This window comes from Castellaniella sp. (assembly GCF_034674885.1).
GTDB lineage: Bacteria > Pseudomonadota > Gammaproteobacteria > Burkholderiales > Burkholderiaceae_B > Castellaniella.
The window spans coordinates 101583-120871 of record NZ_JAUCDS010000003.1; the positions used below are offsets into that span (position 1 = coordinate 101583).

Genomic DNA, 19289 nt, shown 5'->3' on the forward strand with positions numbered 1-19289 from the left:
GGCTACAGGCTTCAGGATCAGAGTATCCGCATCGAATAATCCACGGCCTTGATGTCCTTGGTCAGGCTGCCGACCGAGATCCGGTCGACTCCGGTCAGGGCAATGGCCCGCACGGTTTCGTGCGTGATGCCGCCGGAGGCTTCGAGCAGCGCTCGCCCTGCTGTCAGCACGACGGCGTCGCGCAGATCATCCAGGCTGAAGTTATCCAGCAGGATGGATGCCGCCCCGGCATCCAGCGCCTGACGCAGTTCGTCCAGGCTCTCGACCTCGATCTGCACGGGGACGTCGTAAGGCAAGGCGTGTGCGGCCTGCAGCGCAGGCGCGATGCCCCCTGCGGCGGCGATGTGGTTTTCCTTGATCAGGACGCCATCGTACAGCGCCAGCCGCTGATTCCGGCCACCGCCCACCCGGACCGCGTATTTCTGCCCCAGACGCAGGCCGGGCAGGGTCTTGCGGGTATCCAGGACGGCAGCGCGAGTGCCGCTGACCAGGTCCGCATAGCGGCGGGTCGCCGTGGCCACGCCGGAAAACAGCTGCAGGAAATTCAGGGCCGTGCGCTCGGCCGTCAGCAGGGCGCGTGCCGGGCCGTGCAGCCGGCAGACGACGGAATCGGGTTCCATCCAATCACCCTCTGCGTATGCCCAGTCCAGCAGGACCCGGTCATCGACCCGGTGCATGACGGCCTCGAACCAGGGGGCGCCACACAGCACAGCGGGTTCTCGTACGATGACGCGGGCCGATTCGACTTGCTGATCCGGGATCAGCAGGCCCGTGACGTCGCCCGTGCCGATGTCCTCGGCCAGCGCCTGGTCGATGTGGGCATCGAACGCCGCCTGCAGGGCGGGGGAGAAGGGCGCGTGAGGATTGCGAAGGGTAGAGGGCGGACGGCTGCTCATGCGGGGCCGACCTTGGCGAACAACGCCTGTTCCTGGGCCAGATCGGCGCTGGGGCGCACCGGGCGGCGACGTGCAGCGGCGAAATCCAGCATTCGGTCGATGCAGATTTTCGCCTGACGGCCCAGTGCCGGATCCAGATGAACTTCGTTGCGGCCGAATTCCAGGGCGTCGGCAATTCCCTTCAGGGAATTCATGGCCATCCAGGGACAATGCGCGCAGCTTTTGCAGGTGGCGGATTCGCCGGCCGTGGGGGCGGCGATGAAGGTCTTTTCAGGCGCGGCCAGGCGCATTTTGTGCAGCAGCCCCTGGTCGGTGGCCACGATGAAGGTCATGGCGGAGGATTCCGTGACGGCGGCGAGCAGCCGCGACGTGGACCCGACCACGTCCGCCTGGCTGACCACCGAGGCCGGGGATTCCGGGTGCACCAGGACCAGGGCGCCCGGGTGTTCCTTGCGCATGAGATCCAGTTCGATGCCCTTGAACTCGTCATGCACGGTGCACGAGCCCTGCCACAGCACCATGTCCGCGCCGGTCTCGCGCTGGATGTAGGACCCCAGGTGGCGATCGGGCGCCCAGAGAATCTTTTTCCCCTGGCGATGCAGGTCGGCCACGATCTCCAGGCCGATCGAGGAGGTCACCATCCAGTCGGCCTGGGCCTTGATCGCCGCGCTGGTGTTCGCGTAGACGACCACCGTACGATCGGGGTGCTGGGCGCGAAATTGAGCGAAGGCAACCGGATCGCAGCCCAGGTCCAGCGAACAGGTTGCGTCCAGGTCGGGCATCAGGATGCGTTTTTCAGGGCTCAGTATCTTCGCGGTCTCGCCCATGAAACGTACGCCCGACACCACCAGGGTCTGGGCGCTGTGATCGCGCCCGAATCGGGCCATCTCCAGTGAATCTGACACACAACCACCGGTTTCCTCGGCCAGGTCCTGGATGTCTGCATCCACGTAATAGTGGGCCACCAACACGGCATCTCGTGACGCCAGCAGGGCGCGGATGCGGGCTTTCTGGAAGGCGCGTTCCTCGGCGGACACGGGCGGATTGACTCGCGCCCAGGCTTGCGCCGGGCTGAGAGTTCCGCTGGCCATGTCCGGGCGGTCGAATTCGACGATTCGGGTACCTGGAGACATCATGAGAATGGGGGCTTGAAGAGAGACAGGATGAACCGGGGAATCATACGCCAAAGCCATGGCGTATGCCGCTTGCATCCCCTTGGACTGGAGCTTTTCGGTCGCGGTGGTTATAATTTCGCACCCGTCACCGGGGAGTAGCCGATCGGGCGCCATTGCGGCGCATCCGAAGCCGATGTCAACACGCTTGGTCGTCCGACCATGGCACCGGCAGCCATCGATGGCCTGGCAAGACCGCTGACTGCGTTTCCCGTCGCAAGGGGCCGACGGCAGACGTGGTCGCGCCAGCCCCCGATATCCATTCCATGAACGCATTCCTGATCTCTGTCGGCGTCGTCGCTCTGGGCGAAATCGGCGACAAGACCCAATTGCTGGCGATGGTGCTGGCGGCCCGCTACCATCGTCCCGGCCTCATCTGTCTGGGCATCCTGATCGCCACCCTGGTCAATCACGCGTTGGCGGGGGCCGTCGGCATTGCGGTAGCCGATCTGCTGCACCCGACAACCCTGCAATGGATACTGGGCATTTCCTTCCTGCTGATGGCCGGCTGGCTGCTGATTCCCGACAAGCTGGACGACACACCCAAGCCTCTGCACGGCATGGGAGTGCTGACCACCACCATCGTGCTGTTCTTTCTGGCTGAAATGGGCGACAAGACCCAGATCGCGACCATCGCCCTGGCGGCGCGCTTCGACAGTCTGCTGGCGGTCGTGGCTGGCAGCACACTGGGCATGATGTTGGCCAACGTCCCGGCCGTCTACCTGGGCGACAAGGCCGCCAGCAAGCTGCCGCTGAAATGGGTACACGGGGCTGCCGCAGGACTGTTTGCTGTCATCGGGATCGGTACCTTGCTGAACGCGGCGGGCTGGCTGTCCTGAAGTACACGGAAATCCCGCCGGCCATACCTGCTCGGGCATATCGGAGATTAGGGATTTCCCCAGGAGAATGTCTATACTGGTGATAGCCAACCGAATACGGATTCGCCATGACACTCTTCAGGCTGGAACAGTCCCCTGTCTGGTATTTTGCGGATTTCGTTCTGTATCCGGCGGCGCTCGCCGTCGGAACGGGGATGCTGCTGTGGCAGGGAGCCGGCCCCGGCTGGGTGCTGTTGCTGGCAGCGGTTCTGGGTTTCCTGACCTGGACCCTGATCGAGTATTGCCTGCACCGGTTCGTACTGCACGGCGTGCAGCCCTTCAGGCGCTGGCATGAAATCCATCACCAGCGGCCCTTCGCTCTGATCGGCACATCTACGGTGGTCAGCCTGTCCCTGATGGGGCTGCTGGTCCTCTGGCCCCTGTCTTTGACCCTGGGTCGCTGGATCGGCCTGTCGGCCACCCTGGGGGTGGCTGCGGGATACCTGCTCTACGTGCTCGTCCACCATGCCACGCACCACTGGAAGGCAGCCCCCGGATCCTGGATGTACGCGCGCAAACGAGATCACGCGCTGCACCACCGGCCCGGCGCTCACGGCTGGTACGGGGTGACGACATCGTTCTGGGATCGAGTATTCTTGACGGACCGGAATCGCTGACCGTCCTTTCCACAGATCCCCCATTCTCATCGCCCAGGAGCCCACCCCATGTCCGCCCCCCTCATGCTGTATACCGATTCCCGTTTCATCAGCCCCTACGCCATGTCGGTGTTCGTTGCGCTGGCGGAAAAGGGCGTGCCTTTTGAAATGACTCCGGTCGACCTGGGGCGGGGTGATCAGCGCGCGCCTGGATACGTCGACCTGTCTCTGACCGGCAAGGTGCCGGCCCTGGTCCAGGGGGATTTCGCCCTGGCCGAATCATCGGCCATCATCGAGTACGTGGACGAGGCCTTTCCCGGCCCCGCGCTGTATCCCCGGGACGCGCGCCAGCGGGCACGCGCGCGCCAGATCCAGGCCTGGGTGCGCACCGACCTGGCAGCGCTGCGCCAGGAGCGCTCATCCGAAAACCTTTTCACCCGGCCGTCCCAGCCCTTGCCGCCGCTGACTGCCGCCGGCGGGCAGGCCGCCGAGAAACTGCTGTCCGTGGCCGGGCGACTGGTGCCATCGACAGGAAAACACCTGTTTGGCGCCTGGTGCGTCGCCGATTTCGAGCTTGCTTTCATGCTGCACCGTCTGGTCGCCTGCGGGGATCCGGTTCCCAGCCACCTGGCGGGCTATGTCCACGAGCAGTGGGGCCGATCGTCCGTTCAACGCTGGGTCGGCTTTCACGAGCGGCAGCAGACCTGAGTGCCCCAGGCATGCCAGGTATACATTTTTTCATATCGATAATAAGAATATTTCATCTCTAAAAGTATAATATTCGGACTTTTTGTCCATACACTACTCAGCAGTCCGAGGCTGGGCGAGGGCGTTGCGGATGGCTCCGCAGCGCTCCGCAGCCCGCGCCGACCTTGGCGATCAGGAATCAGGAGACTGCATGAAGTACCACCACCACGAATACGTATCCCGCGACCCGCGCATACAGGATGCGGCGGGCGTCGGCATCGACCGGCCTGAAGATCTGCCAGACACCGTCGACGTGCTGATCGTCGGGGCCGGCCCGGCAGGCATGATCGCCGCTGCCCAGCTGTCGCAGTTTCCCGGGGTCACGACACGCATCATCGATCGCCGGGCCTCCCGGCTGGAAGTCGGGCTGGCCGACGGCATGCAAAAGCGCAGCCTGGAAACCTTCGATGCCTTTGGCTTCGCGGAACGCCTGATGGCTGAGGCCTGCCACATCACGGAGACGGCCTTCTGGAAACCGGACCCCGAGACCCCGACAAACATCCGGCGCGTGTCGCGCCTGGACGAGGACCCCAGGCAGGTCAGCGAATACCCGCACCTGACGGTCAATCACGCCCGGGTGCTGGATTATTTTGCCGAATTCATGGCCTATGCGCCCACGCGCATGAAGCCGGACTACGGCCTGGAGTTCCAGGGGCTGGACATCGCCCCCTCGGGCGATCACCCGGTCGAGGTCAGGCTCGCCTACAGCACGGGCCCGAAAGCCGGACAGGAACGCAGGATCCGCGCCCGGTACGTGATTGGGTCGGACGGCGCGCACAGCGGCGTGCGCAAGGCCCTGGGCCTGCCGTTGCACGGTGAATCCGCCAATCACGCCTGGGGCGTGCTGGATATCCTGGCGGAGACGGATTTCCCGGACGTCCGCGTGAAATGCGCCATCCAGTCGGAATCCCACGGCAACATCCTGCTGATCCCGCGCGAGGGCGGCTTTCTGTTTCGGCTGTACGTCGATCTGGGAGACGTCGCAGCCGGCGACAAGGGCGCTGTTCGCCGCACCCCGGTCGAGCAGACCATCGCTCGGGCACAGCAGATCTTTCATCCCTATCGGCTGGACGTACGTCACGTGGCCTGGTACAGCGTCTACGAAGTCGGACACAGGTTGTGCGAGCGCTTCGATGACGTGCCCCAGGATCAGGTCGGCCTGCGCACGCCCCGGGTGTTCATCGCCGGCGATGCGGCCCACACTCACAGCGCCAAGGCCGGGCAGGGGACCAATGCGTCCATGCAGGATGGCTTCAACCTGGGCTGGAAGCTGGGCCACGTCCTGGAGGGACGCAGCCCCGAGTCGCTGCTGGCCACCTACGCAACGGAACGCCAGCAAATCGGCCGGGACCTGATCGATCAGGACAAGCTCTGGGCAGCCCAGATGGCAAAGGCACCCGAGGATTTCGCCAGCCAGGCGGAATTCGAAGACGCCTATCTGCGGATCACCGAATTCGCTCAGGGCTTCATGACCCAGTACGCGCCATCCATGATCACGGCGCGTCCCGACGATCAGGCGCTGGCCACAGGTTTCCCCATCGGCAAACGCTTCTGGTCGGCCGAAGTCATGCGGGTTGCAGACGCCAATCGCCGGCACCTGGGGCACGAGGCCAAAGCGGATGGCCGCTGGCGCCTGTACGTGTTTGCGGATTCGGCTGCGCCAGGCGTGGCCTCGCCCACCGCCGCGCTGGGGCGTTGGCTGACGGAATCTCCCGAATCACCGCTGCGCCGCCACACGCCGGCCGGGGCCGATGACAACGCTCGATTCGACGTGAAGGTCATCTATCAACAGGACCACACGCAGATCGATATCGGACAGGTGCCTGTGGGCTTCATCCCGCGCATGGGCCCCTATCGCCTGGCCGACGTCGAGAACATCTACGCGGCGCTGCCGGACATCGACATCTTCGATCTGCGCGGTGTCGACCGGCGCGGCGCGCTGGTCCTGGTGCGCCCGGATCAGTATGTCGCCCAGGTGCTGCCGCTGGACGCCATGGATCGCCTGGCGGCATTCATCGGAACATTCGCTGTACCTCAACGTTGAAAATACAAAGGAGAGAGACTATGAAATTGAAGATCACGCTGGGCGCCGTCGCCCTGTCGATGGGCGCGGCACTGATGGCTGGTGTCGTCCAGGCGAAAGAGCTCAAGGTCGGTCTGGTCCTGTCGGTTTCCGGCCCGTTCTCGGACTATGGCAGGCAGATCCAGAACGGTGTCCATCTGTACATGACCGAACATGGCGACACGGTGGCAGGGCGCAAGATCACCCTGATCGTCAAGGACGACACCGGCATTGCGCCCGCCGTGGCCAAACGCCAGGCCCAGGAACTGCTGATCAAGGACAAGGTCGACATCCTCGCGGGGTTCGATCTGACCCCCAATGCCTTTGCTGCGGCGTCTCTGGCTACCGAGGCCAAGGTCCCGATGATCATCATGAACGCGGCCACTTCGTCCATCACCGAGAAATCGCCCTACATCGCCCGCGTGTCGATGACGCTGCCACAGAGCTCCTGGGCCATGGCCAAGTGGGCCTACCAGAACAATATCCATTCGGCCTACATTCTGGTGGCTGATTACGGCCCCGGCCACGACGCCCAGGATCAGTTCAAGAAGACCTTCTCCTCGCTGGGCGGCAAGATCGTCGGCGAAGTTCGTACGCCGGTCAACACGGCGGACTACTCGCCCTTCCTGCAGCGCGTGAAGGACGCCAAGCCCGACGCGCTCTTCTTCTTCGTCCCGCCCGGCAGTTCCATGGTCTCGCTGGTGAAGAATTTCCGGGAACTGGGGCTGGACAAACTGGGCATCAAGGAAATCGGGCCGGGTGACATGACGGATGAAAATTCGCTGCCGGCACTGGGCGATTCCGCCCTGGGCATGATCACGGCATTCCATTATTCAGCCGCCCACGACTCGCCGGAAAACAAGGCCTTTGTGGCGGCCTATGCCAAGAGCTTCCCGGGCGACGCACCGAACTTCATGTCCATTGGCGGTTACGACGGCATGCAACTGATCTACAAGGCCTTGGAAAAAACCGGTGGGGATGCCAGCGGCGATGCCTTCATGGCGGCGGTCAAGGGCATGAAGTGGATGAGCCCGCGCGGCCCCGTGGAAATCGACCCAGAGACCCGCGACATCGTGCAGAACGAATACATCCGTAAGCTCGAACGCGTCAACGGAGTCTTGCAGAACGTCGAATTCGACACCATCAAGGCTGTGAAGGATCCGGGGAAGCAAGGCTGATGAGCCCACGAGCAACCCATTGGGCAGCGTCATCCGGCACGACGAGCCGCCATGAGCACTGACTGGACCGACCGCGTCCGCCTGCGCCACCTGCGCTTCCTGCTCAGTCTGGCGCAGACGCGCAACCTGAGCCATTCGGCGGCGGCGCTGCACACGACGCAGCCCGCGCTGTCGAAATGGCTCAAGGATCTGGAACACGACATCGGCCTGACCCTGTTCGACCGGCACGCACGCGGGCTGGTGCCCACGATCCATGGACAGGTGCTGATCGGCTACGCCAGGCGCGTCGAGGCCACCCTGGATCGCGCCGCAGCCGAGATGAAGATCCTCAGCGAAGGCGGAGCAGGGCACATCGCGCTGGGCGCATCGGGCGTGGCGGCCACGGAAGCCGGCCCCTTGTCGGTTCTGGAGATGACGGCACGCATGCCGGGGCTGCGCATCGACCTCATGGAAGGTTCCATGGACCTGCTTCTGGGACTGCTGGCCCAAGGCGACCTGGACATCGTCCTGGGGCGCACGGTCGACGTGCCCGGGAACCTGCCGGCCTTCAATACCGAAGTCCTCTACACCGAGCCCGTTGATCTGGTGGTGCAGTGTCGGCATCCGCTGCTGCTGCAACCCAGGGTCGATTGGGCCGACGTCCTGCGCTACCAATGGATTGTCTGGCCCAAGGGCTCGCCGATCCGCAAGGCGCTTGAAGACGCACTAGCGGTCGCCGGCTACCAATTGCCGGCCAACTACATCGAATCCAATTCCGTGATCGCCAATGTCACGCTGCTGAACAACAGCGACATCATCGGCGTGGCATCACATCGGTCCGCGCAGATGTTGTCGGGCATGGACATGCTGCGGATCCTGCCATTGACGCTGCAGGGTTCCGGTTCGGTGTCGCTGTACTGGCGTAAAAACGAGTTGCTGCCGAAATCGGTGGAGCAGGCCCTCGAATGCATCCGCTGGGTGATCGAGGCGGGCAAGAGCAAGGGCAAGACGGCATCACAGGCGGGACAGGCTTCCTGAGGCCGAACAGATAGATGGTTGCCGAAGGTTCTTTGACTTTACATAATACACATTATGCGAACTAAAGAGGATGGAGAGAGCGGCATCGGCAAGAGCCTTGCCCAGGCTTTTGGCCCAACCCCGACATCAGGACGGATCAAGGTAAGATGCTACATCTTCCTGTCCACCTGCGGACCTGCTCACCGTCATGCGCATGAATCCCTCGACCCTGATCGGCATCGTCGCCAGCATTCTGCTGCTGGCCGTCGTGCTGGTGTTTTCCGCCGAAGACCCGAAACTGTTCGTCGACATGCCCGGCCTGGGCATCGTGTTGCTGGGCACGGCTGCGGCTACTTTCATCGCCTACCCGCTACGCGAAGTCATGCGCGTCTTCGGCCTGATCCGCAGCGTCGTGCACCACGAGAAACTGCACGTGGACCGCGACCTCGAAGACCTGGTTCAGATTTCCAAGATCTGGATGCAAAGCGATATCCGGGCCGTCGAACAGGCACTGGAAAAAGTCTCCAATCCATTCTTGCGCAGCGGCGTGCAGCTGGTCATCGACAATGTCCCGGAACAGGACATCATGGATCTGCTGCAATGGCGCATCGCCCGCATGAAGGCCAAGGAACACGCCGAGGCGCAGCTGTTTCGCGTCATGGCGGGCTTCGCACCGGCCTTTGGCATGGTCGGTACCCTGGTGGGCCTGGTGAATCTGCTGTTCCTGCTGGGCGATGGCGACATCACGGCGATCGGGCGGCAGATGGCGCTGGCCCTGATGACGACCTTCTACGGGGTGCTGCTGGCCAACCTGCTGTTCAAGCCCATCGCCGTCAAGCTTGAACGCCGCACCGAACAGCGTCTGGTGCTGATGAACACCATCATGCAGGGCATCTCCATGATGAGCCAGAAGCGCAGCCCAGCCCTGATGCGCGAAACACTCAAGGCCTTCGTGGCCGACGTGCGCGACGAGATCAAGGACAGCGAAGCCGTGCCGCGCACGGAACAGGCCTCATGAGATCCGGCCCGTTGGAACTGCAGCCAGCGCGCGAGTTCGTGCAGCGCATGCATGAACTCGAAACCGAGCTGCAACGGGCCCGCCAGGCCCAGCGCCGCCTGAAGGCCGACCCGGACGCGCCCTCGCGTTGGGGGCTGGAAACCCGATCGCCGGCCCAGCAGGAGGAGGGCTGGTTCCTGACCTACCTGGACATGATGACCCTGCTGCTGGTCGCCATGATCGTCATGCTGGCGTTTTCGGGGGGCGTCATGCGACGCGATCCCGATGCAGCGGCAAAACCGGTCCTGCATTCCCAGCCCACAACCCGGGACACGGATGAAACCGGCGCGGCAGCACCTTTGCCTGCGGCGCCAGCCGCCGCAGGGGCGACAGCGGCGGATCACGCCAGCGGCATCCCCGCACCGGACGATGCGTTCCCCTACCCGGCGGCGCCCGCAGGCGCTTTCGAGCAGTCCGCCTATCCATCTCAGGCTGTGGCAGCCATGGCGTCGGCCTATCCGACCCCCGCAGACCTGACGCCCAAACCCCCGGCCGAACCAGCCCCCGCACCGGTGGCAGCTGCACCACAATCCGATGCTGCCACGCCCTCGCCGGCTACGCCGGGTGCAGCGCCGGCGCCAGCGGCCGCCACACCTCCAGTGCCCGCCGAAACGCCGGCAGCTGCCGCGACCTCACACCCGGCGCCAACGACTGCCGCCCCCGGCTCAGCAGTGGAACCCACGCCGACGCCCCCTGTCTCCGCGCGGCCTGCGCCAGGTGCCAGCCCCGCCTCCGAACCTGCAGCAGTTGCCGCAGCGCTGCAGCCTCCGGCACCCGCCGAGCCGGCTGCCAACGCGCAGTCCGAAGGTCAGTCGCTGGCGGCCGCCCTGCCCCTGGATGATCTGGGCAGCGAAGTCGAAGTGATCGTGAACAAGCGCTCGGTCAGCCTGCGCATCAACAGCGAGATCCTCTTTGGCACAGGCCAGGCCGATCTCAGTGCGCACGGCCTGGCCGTGCTCAAGCGCATGGCGAGGGTCCTGTCAAAAGGCGGCTACGACATCACAGTCGAAGGCCACACGGATTCCGTGCCCGTGCGAAACAACGGCCGGTATCCCTCGAACTGGGAACTCTCCAGTGCCCGGGCCGGCAGCGTAGTCCGTTATTTCCAGGCCAATGGCATTGGCAAGGCGCACCTGAAGGCCGTCGGCTACGCCGATACCCGGCCGCTCGCCGACAATCAGGACGCCGACGGCCGCGCTCGCAACCGGCGGGTGGAACTGCTGATCGAGAAACCAGAGCCCGACGCGGCCAGGCCGCAGGATCGCAGCGCACCGGCAGCGGACGCGCGCCCTGCTGCACCTGGACGCTAGCCTCCGGCTCGGATCACCGGCGCATTCACAGCCTTGACGGACCAGGTGCCGGCCAGGACTTTTCAGTCTCTGGAAAATGGCTGGCCCTGGAAATCGACAGTAATCAGATTGCCGTCCAGCGCGCCCATTCCAGGTGCATTCAAGGGCATGCCGGGGGCCGCCACCCCGGGCACGGACCGATCGGCCAGCAGCTTGCGCACGGCAGTTGCCGGGACGTGGCCTTCCACGATCTGGCCGCTGGATTCGATCCGGGCCGTATGGCAGGATGCCAATTCCACGGGTACGCCCAGGCGGGACTTCACGGCCGCCATATCGGACGAAGGCACTTCACGTACGTCAAAGCCTTCGGTGCGCATGTGTTCGGCCCAGCCGTGACAACAGCCGCAGTTCGGGTCCTGGTAGACGGTGATGGCTTCGCCCGCCATGGCGTTCAGGCTCAGGCCCAGGGTGCCGGCGGCCAGCAATCCGGCCAGTACAGATGATTTCATGCGCATGATTCCGTGTGGTGAAGAGTGCCTGCTTGGACGCTGGCAGAATCGATTGGTTCCTGGCCCGGACAGAATCAGATCTGTTCGAAGCGGTCGTAGTGACGTTCAGTGCGGACTTCCTCGTGCTGCACCCCCGTCACACGGGCGGCGGGCGGCCCCTGCAGCAACCAGGACAACATCCGGTCCACGGCGCCATGGGGTCCTTGCAGCAGTGCCTCAACGCGGCCGTCGGGCAGGTTGCGGACCCAGCCGCCCAGTTTCAGGCCATGTGCCTGGCGCACGGCGGCGGCTCGAAATCCGACACCCTGCACCTTGCCTTGAATGAAGACAGACAGGGTTTCGACGGAGTCGGCGGGATTCAGCGATTTCATGATGCGGTGGGATACGTCCGTAACGCGCCAGTATCCCATTTTTCGTCAGGATCGGTGATATGGACATAGCCCATTCGTCGTTCTGTTTCACCGGTCCCCCTGCCTAGAATGGCGTCATTGACTGCCGTGGCGCCTGCCCGGCGTCGTCACCGACCCATTCGAGGCCCTCCATGAGCACTACCCCGCCGTCCATTCGCCAACACACCGTCGTCATCGTGGGCGCCGGCACCGGCGGGGCTGCCGTTGCAGCCCGCCTGCGCCGCAACCAGGCCGATCTGGACATCGCCGTCATCGAACCGTCCAGCCACCATGACTACCAGCCTGCCTGGACCCTGGTGGGCGGTGGCGCCTATCGGGCGGAGGACACGCGCCGCAACCTGCACGACTGCCTGCCGGACGGCGTACGCCACATCGCGCAGCGCGTATCTCGTCTGCTGCCCGACGAGCGCCAGGTAGAACTGGACGACGGCAGCCGAGTGGCCTACGACTATCTGGTCGTGGCGGCGGGCATCCAGCTCAACTGGAACGCCATCGAAGGCTTGGCCGAATCTCTGGGCAAGGACGGCGTCACCAGCAACTACCGCTACGACCTGGCGCCCTATACCTGGGAACTGGTGAACGGATTCCGGGGCGGAAACGCCATCTTCACCCAGCCGGCTGGCGCGGTGAAATGCCCTGGCGCCCCGCAAAAGGCGCTGTACCTGGCGGCCGACCACTTCCGTCGCCAGGGCATCCGGCCAGCCAGCCTGCAGTTCCGTTCGGGGGGCGCATCGGTGTTCGGCATCCCGTTCTACGCCCAGGCCCTGGACAAGGTCATGGCATCCTATGGCGCCGAGCCGCACTACGGCCAGACGCTGGTGCAGGTACGCGGTCACGACCGGATCGCCATTTTCGAGTCCGTGGTGGATGGCCAGGTCGTGCGCGAAGAAGTGCCCTACGACATCCTGCACGTGGTGCCGCCGCAAAGCGCCCCGGACTTCATTCGCCAAAGCCCCCTGGCGGATGCCAGCGGCTGGCTGGAAGTCGACAAGCACACCCTGCGCCACCCCCGTTATCCGAATGTCTTCGGCCTGGGGGACTGCACGTCGACCCCCAACAGCAAGACTGCCGCCGCCATCAAGAGCCAGGCGCCGGTGCTGGCCAGCAATCTGCTGGGCGCCCTGCGCGGCGCGGGCAACGTGGAGTCCTACGACGGCTACGCCGCCTGCCCCCTGACCACGTCGCGCGGCAGGGTGCTGCTGGCCGAATTCACCTATGGCGGCACGATCACGCCCAGCCTGCCGCTGGATCCGCGCGTGCCGCGACGCTTCTACTGGTGGCTGAAGCGATCCTTCCTGCCCTGGTTCTACTGGAACATCCTGATCAAGGGGCGGGGCCTGCCGGTCACGCACAAATCACGGGCGTTTCCGGCCGGCGCGCCTTCGGTACAACCCTGATCGGCGTTAATGGTATCGTCTCTACTGGCTTTGGAATCAGGGAGACCCCATGTCCGCATCCACTCATCGTCTGGCTTTGGTCACCGGCGCCTCCGCCGGATTTGGGCGAGCCATCGCCACCGCCCTGTGCCGCGACGGCTGGACGGTCATCGGAGCGGCCCGCAGAAAGGACCGACTGCAGAACGTGCAGCGCGAACTGGGTGCCGGCTTCCACCCTCTGGAACTGGACGTCACATCTCCAGCCGGCATAGAACGCGCAGCGCTCCAGGTCGACAAGGAATTCCCTGACGGGCTGGATCTGCTCGTCAACAATGCCGGGCTGGCGCTGGGGGTCAAACCCGCCCAGCAGGCCGACGTGCAGGATTGGGAATCCATGATCCAGACCAACGTCATGGGCCTGAGCCGCATGGTTCACCGCTTCCTGCCGGGCATGGTGGCGCGCGACCGGGGCCACGTGGTCAACATCGGTTCCGTCGCGGGGAATTACGCCTACCCGGGTGGCAACGTCTACGGCGCCACCAAGGCCTTCGTCAAGCAGCTCAGCCTGGGATTGCGGGCCGACCTGCACGGCACGCGGATTCGCGTCACCAACATCGAGCCTGGCCTGGTCGGCGGGACGGAATTTTCCCAGGTGCGCCTGCACGGCGATCAAGCCCGCGCTGCCGCCGTGTACGAAAATGTCGAGGCCCTGCAGCCGGAAGACATCGCCGAAGCGGTTGTCTGGGCCGCCAGCCAGCCTGCGCGGGTCAACATCAACATCATCGAAATCATGCCGGTTGCGCAAAGCCTGGTCGGCACACGCCTGCACCGGGCCTCCTGATCCCGATCTGGACCCAGGCCAGGCGGTCGTACAGGGCATCAGCATTTACCCTTAAGCCCGTCTGGCCCAGTCGAATCGCTTGATGGCTCAAGCAATAGACATGCGGCTCTCAAGCCATCCAGGTCTTTTTCGAACAGCATGCTGGCCCTAAAACTTCACTGCATCTGGACCTAGTCTCCCTGGGCAACTATGGGCACCATGAATGAACGCACGGAATGCCGGAACAAGCCACCTGCCGGCGCCCTGCCCTTCGAAAAATCAAGGAGACGACTGTGAACCCATTGTTTCGCCCTATCCGCAAACTGGCAGCACTCAGTATCCTGGCGGGTGCGCTGGGCATGAGCGGCAGCGCGCTGGCAGCCACCAAAGTGGTTGTCGGCTATCAACAGATCGTCGGACCTTTCGTCAGCGCCATCGCCGACGGCAGTTTCGACAAGGCCCTGAACGAAGCCGGCTACGAGATCGACTGGCGCCAGTTCAGCTCGGCTGGTGACATTTCCAGCGCCTTTGCATCCCGCGACGTGCCCATCGGGGTCCTGGGCTCGACCGGCATCACGGCCGCCGTCACGCGCGGCGTCAACATGGAACTCTTCTGGATCCTGGACAACATCGGCAAATCCGAGGCCCTGATCGCCCGCAACGGGTCAGGCATCGAAAAACCAAAGGATCTGGTGGGCAAGAAAGTCGGTGTGCCCTTCGTCTCGACGTCCCACTTCCACCTGCTGGTGGCGATGAACGACATCTGGCGGATCAAGGCCGGCGACGTGCAGATCCTGAACATGCAGCCGCCCCAGATCGTGGCTGCCTGGCAGCGTGGCGACATCGATGCTGCCTACGTCTGGCCGCCTGCACTGACCGAAATCGAGAAGACCGGCCACAAGATCGCTGATTCCGAGGAAATCGGCAAACAGAGCGTACCGACGTTCGATGGCATCGTGGCTGACAAGGACTGGGCCGCCAAGAACCCGAAGTTCATGGCCGCATTCACCCAAGTCCTGGCCAAGGCCTACCAGGGTTTTGACGCTCGCAAGGGCTCCCTGACGGCAGATTCGCCCGAGATCAAGGGGATCGTCAAGATGATCGGCGGAACACCGGCCGATATCGCCAGCGCGATGAACCTGCTGCTCTTCCCGGATGCCAAGGAACAGTCCTCCGCCATGTGGCTGGGCGGCGGCAAGGATTCCGGCGCCGTCAAGGCTCTGACCGCCAGCGCCGCGTTCCTGAAGGCGCAGCGCCAGATCAACGCTCCCCTGGGCGACTATGCACCGTTCGTGAACGCCAGCTACGCCGAAGCCGCCGCAAAGGCCGGCCAGTGACCGGAGGGCCGCACGCAGAGGCGGCCTGATCACACCCATGGGGGCGGACACACACCTGCCCCCATCCGGAAGCGCCGCCATGCCCGGCGGCGGCTTCCGGGCAGTACAGAAGGAGACATCACCATGACCGCGCCGATGGGCAATCTCAGTATCCGCAACGCCAGTGTCACCTATCCGTCTCAGCGGTTCGGTGGCGCCGTCACTGCCTTGAAGAACGTCAATCTGGAAATCGCCCCGGGTGATTTCGTCGTCGCCCTGGGGGCGTCCGGATGCGGCAAGACCACTCTCCTGAGCGTGCTTGCCGGCTTCCTGACACCCACCGAGGGCGAGATCCTGCTGAATGGCCAGCCCGTCCTGGGGCCCGGTCCGGATCGCGGCGTCGTCTTCCAGAAGCACGCGCTGCTGCCGTGGCTGAACGTCATCGACAACACCGAATTCGGGCTCAAGCTGCAAGGCGTGTCCAAGGCAAAGCGCCACGAGGTCGCCGCGCGCAACCTGGAACTGGTCGGCCTGGCGGATTTCCATAAACACATGATCTATCAGCTGTCAGGCGGCATGCAACAGCGCGTGGGCATCGCCCGCGCCCTGACCTGCAATCCGGCCATGCTGCTGATGGACGAACCCATGGCGGCGCTGGACGCGCTGTCGCGCGAAACCATCCAGGAATTGCTGCTGGATGTCTGGGAACATACGCACAAGATGTTCTTCTTCATCACGCACAGCGTGGAAGAAGCCTTGTTCCTGGGGTCCAAACTCGTCGTGATGTCGCCACGCCCCGGGCGGATCACCAATACATACGAACTGGATTTCAACCGGCGTTTCCTGGAAACCCGGAACGCGCGGGCGATCAAGTCCAGCCCGGACTTCATCAAGATGCGCGAAACTGTGCTGGACATCATTTACGGCGACGAACGCGAGGCGGGTGAGCCGGTGGAGTACCAACATGCCTGAAACCGTCTTGAAGCTCACTCAACGGAGCCCCATCATGTCCCCATCCAGAACGAAAAAGCGGCGCTCGGCCCAACCCGGCAAGGTCTACGGGGCGCCTGGTGCAGGCTACAGCAGCCACATCAGCACGATGACCGCGCTGTTCCTGATCGCGCTCTGGTTCCTGGTCACCGGCATGGGATGGATCAAGCCGATCTTCCTGCCATCGCCGATCGCCGTCTACGACAAATTCATCGAGGCCGTGACCATCGGCGTTGCCAATTCCACGTTGGCCCAGCATACGATGGCCAGCCTGGGACGTGTCATGGGCGCCTTCGTCCTGGCGCTGGTCACAGCGGTTCCCATCGGGATCCTGATGGGAGTGAACCGGGTGATGCGCGGGCTCTTCGATCCGATCATCGAGTTCTACCGCCCCCTGCCTCCGCTGGCCTATCTGCCCTTGGTGATCATCTGGTTCGGTATCGGCGAGTTCCCCAAGATCTTCCTGATCTTCCTGGCCATCTTCGCGCCCATGGCGATTGCCGCGCGCGCCGGGGTCAAGTCCGTGTCGATCGAGCAGATCCACGCAGCCTACGCCATGGGCGGCAGCCGCGCACAGATCATCTATCACGTGATCCTGAAGGCCGCCATGCCTGAAATCTTCACCGGCATGCGCATCGGCATCGGCGTGGGCTGGACCACGCTGGTGGCGGCCGAAATGGTAGCCTCCGCGCGCGGCCTGGGCTTCATGGTGCTCAATGCCGCCCAGTATCTGGCCAGCGATACGGTCATCATGGGGATCATCGTGATCGGTTTCTTCGCCCTGGCGTTCGACTTGCTGCTGCGCTATCTCGAGCGCGTTATGATCCCCTGGAAAGGAAAAATCTAAAAAGCCAAAAGGTTCGCACGCATGTCAGAGATCGGCCCTGTCAGTTCGGTTCAATGGTCGGCACTGTTCGAACGCGTCAACGACTACAACCTCAGCCTGCAGGGCCGCATCCGTCAGATGCTGGTGTCCGCCATCCTGGGCGGACACTTGCCGCCTGGCGCTCCGGTGCCTTCAAGCCGGGAACTGGGCCGCGCCCTGGGTGTGGCGCGCAACACCGTGGTCTTCGCCTACCAGCAGCTGGTGGTCGAGGGCTACCTGGAATCCCGTGAGCGCAGCGGCCACTTCATCGCCAAAGACCTGCCGGCGACCCAGCTGCAGCCGCCCGCCCTCCCCGCCGATACCCCCGTGAGCAACCAGGCAGACTGGGACCGGCGTCTGGTCTTTCATCCATCCCGCCAGCGCAACATCGTCAAGCCATCCAACTGGCAAAGCATGCGCTATCCCTTCATCTACGCGCAATTCGACGCCAAGCAGTTCCCCACGGCGGAATGGCGCGAATGCTGCATGCGGGCGCTGTCCGTGCTGGATATCCGTGTCTGGGCGCCAGACCTGATCACTCACGATGACCAGACGCTGATCGAGGCGATCCGCAATCAGGTGCTGCCGCGCCGGGGCATCTGGGCAGAATCCGATGAAATCGTCGTCACCGTGGGTGCGCAGCACGCACTGTACCTGGTTGCCAATCTGCTGATCCACAGCCACACGGTGGTTGGCATCGAGGACCCTGGCTACCCCGATGCGCGCAATATCTTCGCCCACCGCACGGAACGCCTGGTGCCGCTGCCTGTCGACGACGACGGCCTGTGCCTGTCGCCCATCCTGCAGCACTGCGACTATCTGTTCGTCACGCCCAGCCACCAATGCCCGACCAACGCGACCCTGTCCATGGAACGCCGCGTTGCCCTGCTGGAATTGGCCCGGCGCACCGACACCATCCTGATCGAAGACGACTACGAGACCGAAAACAGCTACGACGGCCACCATTCGCCGGCCCTCAAGAGCCTGGACAAGCACGGTCGGGTACTGTACATAGGCAGTCTGTCCAAAAGCTTCGCTCCGGGCCTGCGACTGGGCTACATCGTGGCCCCCCGCGAACTGGTGGTGGAATTACGCGCCTTGCGCAGACTGATGCTGCGCCATCCACCCGCCTATCTGCAGCGGGCCTTCGCCCTGTTCATCTCGTTGGGCCATTATCACGCCCTGCTGCGGCGCCTGTCGCTGGTCTATGCCGAACGCGCCCAGGTGCTGCAGGCCGCCGTGCGCGAATACCTGCCGCAATTCCACGGCAAGCCCATCCATGGCGGGTCTTCCTGGTGGGTCCAGGGGCCCGACGACGTCGACACCGAACGCCTGGCACTGGCCGCGCTGGATGCGGGCATCGTCATCGAGCCCGGTCATGTCTTCCACCATCATCTGCATTCCAGCGACCGCAGCCATATCCGCCTGGGCTTCTCATCCATCGACAAGGACGCCATTCCCGAGGGCATCCGCGCGCTGGCGGATGTCCTGAGGACGATGAAGTAAAGAGCCCCGGCTCAGCCGGGCAAGTGAGGGCGCTGCTTGCGAAAGGCATTCTTCAGGATGATCTTGCCGTCCTTGAAGACCAGCAGGTCCACCATATTGGCTTCGATGCGCGAACCATCGCTCGTGGTGCCGGTGAAGGTCGACTCCATGACGCCGTTGTTGCCGCTGGCCCAGCAGCGCGCATTGCGCCAGGCCGCGTCGGGGATGATCTGCCAGGCGGCCTCGAAGGCCTTGCGCACTGCTGCCGGCCCTTCGTGCCGGGCGCCGCAGGCCAGAGGCCCGGCCACGCCTTCGAAGACACAGTCTTCGTGCATGAACGACATCAGGGCTTCGATGTCATGTCGATTCCACGCATCGCCGAAGGCTTCGATGATGCTTTGCAAGTCTTTCTGAGTCATGTCCGTGTGTCTCCTGTGTGTGCTTCGGGCTGCGCCACGGGCGATCCCTGGTCCGGCAACCATACGGTAGAAGAGGAAGGCGGCCCAGGCTAGGTCCAGACGAGACGTTTCAGTTGCGCCAGATCATCGTGCCAAAACCTGTGCTGCTTCTTGTACATGAAACACTACGTTCCGGTTTCAGAAATTCGGTTTGACTTTTAAAAAACTATCAGTAGAATCTGAATTACG

19 protein-coding genes and 1 riboswitch are annotated in these 19289 nt (G+C 63.9%); of the genes, 14 read left to right on the top strand and 5 right to left on the bottom strand.

Annotation, left to right across the window (positions count from 1 at the left end):
• Positions 1-17: 17 nt before the first annotated feature.
• On the bottom strand, positions 18-896 hold the full coding sequence (nadC, locus tag VDP74_RS03580) for a carboxylating nicotinate-nucleotide diphosphorylase (protein WP_322998253.1): 879 nt from the start codon (positions 894-896) through the stop codon (positions 18-20).
• Positions 893-2029, bottom strand: coding sequence for a quinolinate synthase NadA (gene nadA, locus VDP74_RS03585; protein WP_416232924.1), 1137 nt, complete (start codon positions 2027-2029; stop codon positions 893-895). The genes nadC and nadA overlap by 4 nt, the downstream gene beginning before the upstream one ends.
• A gap of 120 nt (positions 2030-2149) precedes the next feature.
• Positions 2150-2327, top strand: a riboswitch (yybP-ykoY riboswitch).
• A 7-nt stretch (positions 2328-2334) separates the two neighbouring features.
• Here nadA and VDP74_RS03590 point away from each other — a divergent pair.
• The 8 genes from VDP74_RS03590 (at position 2335) to VDP74_RS03625 (ending at position 10892) form a co-directional block, all read left to right on the top strand.
• Positions 2335-2907 carry a TMEM165/GDT1 family protein gene (locus VDP74_RS03590; protein WP_322998255.1) on the top strand — a complete coding sequence of 191 codons (573 nt, stop codon included), beginning with the start codon at positions 2335-2337 and terminating at the stop codon, positions 2905-2907.
• 107 nt (positions 2908-3014) lie between these two features.
• On the top strand, positions 3015-3563 hold the full coding sequence (locus tag VDP74_RS03595; protein WP_322998256.1) for a sterol desaturase family protein: 549 nt from the start codon (positions 3015-3017) through the stop codon (positions 3561-3563).
• Positions 3564-3611: 48 nt separating this feature from the next.
• Positions 3612-4250, top strand: a complete 639-nt coding sequence (gene yfcF / locus VDP74_RS03600) for a glutathione transferase (RefSeq protein ID WP_322998257.1) — start codon at positions 3612-3614, stop codon at positions 4248-4250.
• A gap of 190 nt (positions 4251-4440) precedes the next feature.
• Positions 4441-6333 carry an FAD-dependent monooxygenase gene (locus tag VDP74_RS03605; RefSeq protein WP_322998258.1) on the top strand — a complete coding sequence of 631 codons (1893 nt, stop codon included), beginning with the start codon at positions 4441-4443 and terminating at the stop codon, positions 6331-6333.
• A gap of 20 nt (positions 6334-6353) precedes the next feature.
• Positions 6354-7529 (top strand): ABC transporter substrate-binding protein, encoded by a 1176-nt coding sequence (locus VDP74_RS03610; RefSeq protein ID WP_322998259.1) that lies wholly within the window; start codon positions 6354-6356, stop codon positions 7527-7529.
• 51 nt (positions 7530-7580) lie between these two features.
• Positions 7581-8546: a LysR substrate-binding domain-containing protein gene (locus VDP74_RS03615; RefSeq protein WP_322998260.1), complete on the top strand. Its 966-nt coding sequence runs from the start codon at positions 7581-7583 to the stop codon at positions 8544-8546.
• A 187-nt stretch (positions 8547-8733) separates the two neighbouring features.
• Entirely contained in the window at positions 8734-9543 is an 810-nt protein-coding gene (locus tag VDP74_RS03620; RefSeq protein ID WP_322998261.1) for a motility protein A, read from the top strand.
• Positions 9540-10892 carry an OmpA family protein gene (locus VDP74_RS03625; RefSeq protein WP_322998262.1) on the top strand — a complete coding sequence of 451 codons (1353 nt, stop codon included), beginning with the start codon at positions 9540-9542 and terminating at the stop codon, positions 10890-10892. Before VDP74_RS03620 ends, VDP74_RS03625 begins: the two co-directional genes overlap by 4 nt.
• Positions 10893-10954: 62 nt before the next feature.
• On the opposite strand, the gene VDP74_RS03630 is transcribed toward VDP74_RS03625, so the two are convergent.
• Both VDP74_RS03630 and VDP74_RS03635 read right to left on the bottom strand, forming a co-directional pair.
• A complete protein-coding gene (locus tag VDP74_RS03630) occupies positions 10955-11380 on the bottom strand; it encodes a DUF411 domain-containing protein (protein ID WP_416232921.1) in 426 nt (141 codons plus the stop codon).
• Positions 11381-11454: 74 nt separating this feature from the next.
• Positions 11455-11751, bottom strand: coding sequence for an acylphosphatase (locus VDP74_RS03635; RefSeq protein WP_322998263.1), 297 nt, complete (start codon positions 11749-11751; stop codon positions 11455-11457).
• Between the two features lie 170 nt (positions 11752-11921).
• On the opposite strand from VDP74_RS03635, the gene VDP74_RS03640 reads away from it, so the two are divergent.
• The 6 genes from VDP74_RS03640 to VDP74_RS03665 all read left to right on the top strand — a co-directional run bounded on the left by VDP74_RS03640 (position 11922) and on the right by VDP74_RS03665 (position 18663).
• Complete coding sequence (locus tag VDP74_RS03640) at positions 11922-13187, top strand: FAD/NAD(P)-binding oxidoreductase (protein ID WP_322998264.1); 1266 nt, start codon at positions 11922-11924, stop codon at positions 13185-13187.
• Positions 13188-13236: 49 nt separating this feature from the next.
• Positions 13237-14007, top strand: coding sequence for an SDR family NAD(P)-dependent oxidoreductase (locus tag VDP74_RS03645; protein ID WP_322998265.1), 771 nt, complete (start codon positions 13237-13239; stop codon positions 14005-14007).
• Between the two features lie 272 nt (positions 14008-14279).
• Positions 14280-15323, top strand: coding sequence for a taurine ABC transporter substrate-binding protein (gene tauA / locus VDP74_RS03650; RefSeq protein WP_322998266.1), 1044 nt, complete (start codon positions 14280-14282; stop codon positions 15321-15323).
• A 135-nt stretch (positions 15324-15458) separates the two neighbouring features.
• Positions 15459-16274, top strand: a complete 816-nt coding sequence (locus VDP74_RS03655) for a taurine ABC transporter ATP-binding protein (RefSeq protein ID WP_322998319.1) — start codon at positions 15459-15461, stop codon at positions 16272-16274.
• Between the two features lie 34 nt (positions 16275-16308).
• Positions 16309-17139 (top strand): ABC transporter permease subunit, encoded by an 831-nt coding sequence (locus tag VDP74_RS03660; protein WP_322998267.1) that lies wholly within the window; start codon positions 16309-16311, stop codon positions 17137-17139.
• Positions 17140-17160: 21 nt separating this feature from the next.
• Positions 17161-18663 (top strand): PLP-dependent aminotransferase family protein, encoded by a 1503-nt coding sequence (locus VDP74_RS03665; protein ID WP_322998268.1) that lies wholly within the window; start codon positions 17161-17163, stop codon positions 18661-18663.
• A gap of 11 nt (positions 18664-18674) precedes the next feature.
• Here VDP74_RS03665 and VDP74_RS03670 read toward each other — a convergent pair whose 3' ends face one another.
• A complete protein-coding gene (locus VDP74_RS03670; protein WP_322998269.1) occupies positions 18675-19061 on the bottom strand; it encodes a nuclear transport factor 2 family protein in 387 nt (128 codons plus the stop codon).
• Positions 19062-19289 lie beyond the last annotated feature (228 nt).

What these genes read in the sequence shown, in the direction of transcription:
- nadC (WP_322998253.1), bottom strand. Translation starts at nt 896, where the DNA reads ATGAGCAGCCGTCCGCCCTCTACCCTTCGCAATCCTCACGCGCCCTTC.
- nadA (WP_416232924.1), bottom strand. Translation starts at nt 2,029, where the DNA reads ATGTCTCCAGGTACCCGAATCGTCGAATTCGACCGCCCGGACATGGCC.
- VDP74_RS03590 (WP_322998255.1), top strand. Translation starts at nt 2,335, where the DNA reads ATGAACGCATTCCTGATCTCTGTCGGCGTCGTCGCTCTGGGCGAAATC.
- VDP74_RS03595 (WP_322998256.1), top strand. Translation starts at nt 3,015, where the DNA reads ATGACACTCTTCAGGCTGGAACAGTCCCCTGTCTGGTATTTTGCGGAT.
- yfcF (WP_322998257.1), top strand. Translation starts at nt 3,612, where the DNA reads ATGTCCGCCCCCCTCATGCTGTATACCGATTCCCGTTTCATCAGCCCC.
- VDP74_RS03605 (WP_322998258.1), top strand. Translation starts at nt 4,441, where the DNA reads ATGAAGTACCACCACCACGAATACGTATCCCGCGACCCGCGCATACAG.
- VDP74_RS03610 (WP_322998259.1), top strand. Translation starts at nt 6,354, where the DNA reads ATGAAATTGAAGATCACGCTGGGCGCCGTCGCCCTGTCGATGGGCGCG.
- VDP74_RS03615 (WP_322998260.1), top strand. Translation starts at nt 7,581, where the DNA reads ATGAGCACTGACTGGACCGACCGCGTCCGCCTGCGCCACCTGCGCTTC.
- VDP74_RS03620 (WP_322998261.1), top strand. Translation starts at nt 8,734, where the DNA reads ATGCGCATGAATCCCTCGACCCTGATCGGCATCGTCGCCAGCATTCTG.
- VDP74_RS03625 (WP_322998262.1), top strand. Translation starts at nt 9,540, where the DNA reads ATGAGATCCGGCCCGTTGGAACTGCAGCCAGCGCGCGAGTTCGTGCAG.
- VDP74_RS03630 (WP_416232921.1), bottom strand. Translation starts at nt 11,380, where the DNA reads ATGAAATCATCTGTACTGGCCGGATTGCTGGCCGCCGGCACCCTGGGC.
- VDP74_RS03635 (WP_322998263.1), bottom strand. Translation starts at nt 11,751, where the DNA reads ATGAAATCGCTGAATCCCGCCGACTCCGTCGAAACCCTGTCTGTCTTC.
- VDP74_RS03640 (WP_322998264.1), top strand. Translation starts at nt 11,922, where the DNA reads ATGAGCACTACCCCGCCGTCCATTCGCCAACACACCGTCGTCATCGTG.
- VDP74_RS03645 (WP_322998265.1), top strand. Translation starts at nt 13,237, where the DNA reads ATGTCCGCATCCACTCATCGTCTGGCTTTGGTCACCGGCGCCTCCGCC.
- VDP74_RS03655 (WP_322998319.1), top strand. Translation starts at nt 15,459, where the DNA reads ATGGGCAATCTCAGTATCCGCAACGCCAGTGTCACCTATCCGTCTCAG.
- VDP74_RS03660 (WP_322998267.1), top strand. Translation starts at nt 16,309, where the DNA reads ATGTCCCCATCCAGAACGAAAAAGCGGCGCTCGGCCCAACCCGGCAAG.
- VDP74_RS03665 (WP_322998268.1), top strand. Translation starts at nt 17,161, where the DNA reads ATGTCAGAGATCGGCCCTGTCAGTTCGGTTCAATGGTCGGCACTGTTC.
- VDP74_RS03670 (WP_322998269.1), bottom strand. Translation starts at nt 19,061, where the DNA reads ATGACTCAGAAAGACTTGCAAAGCATCATCGAAGCCTTCGGCGATGCG.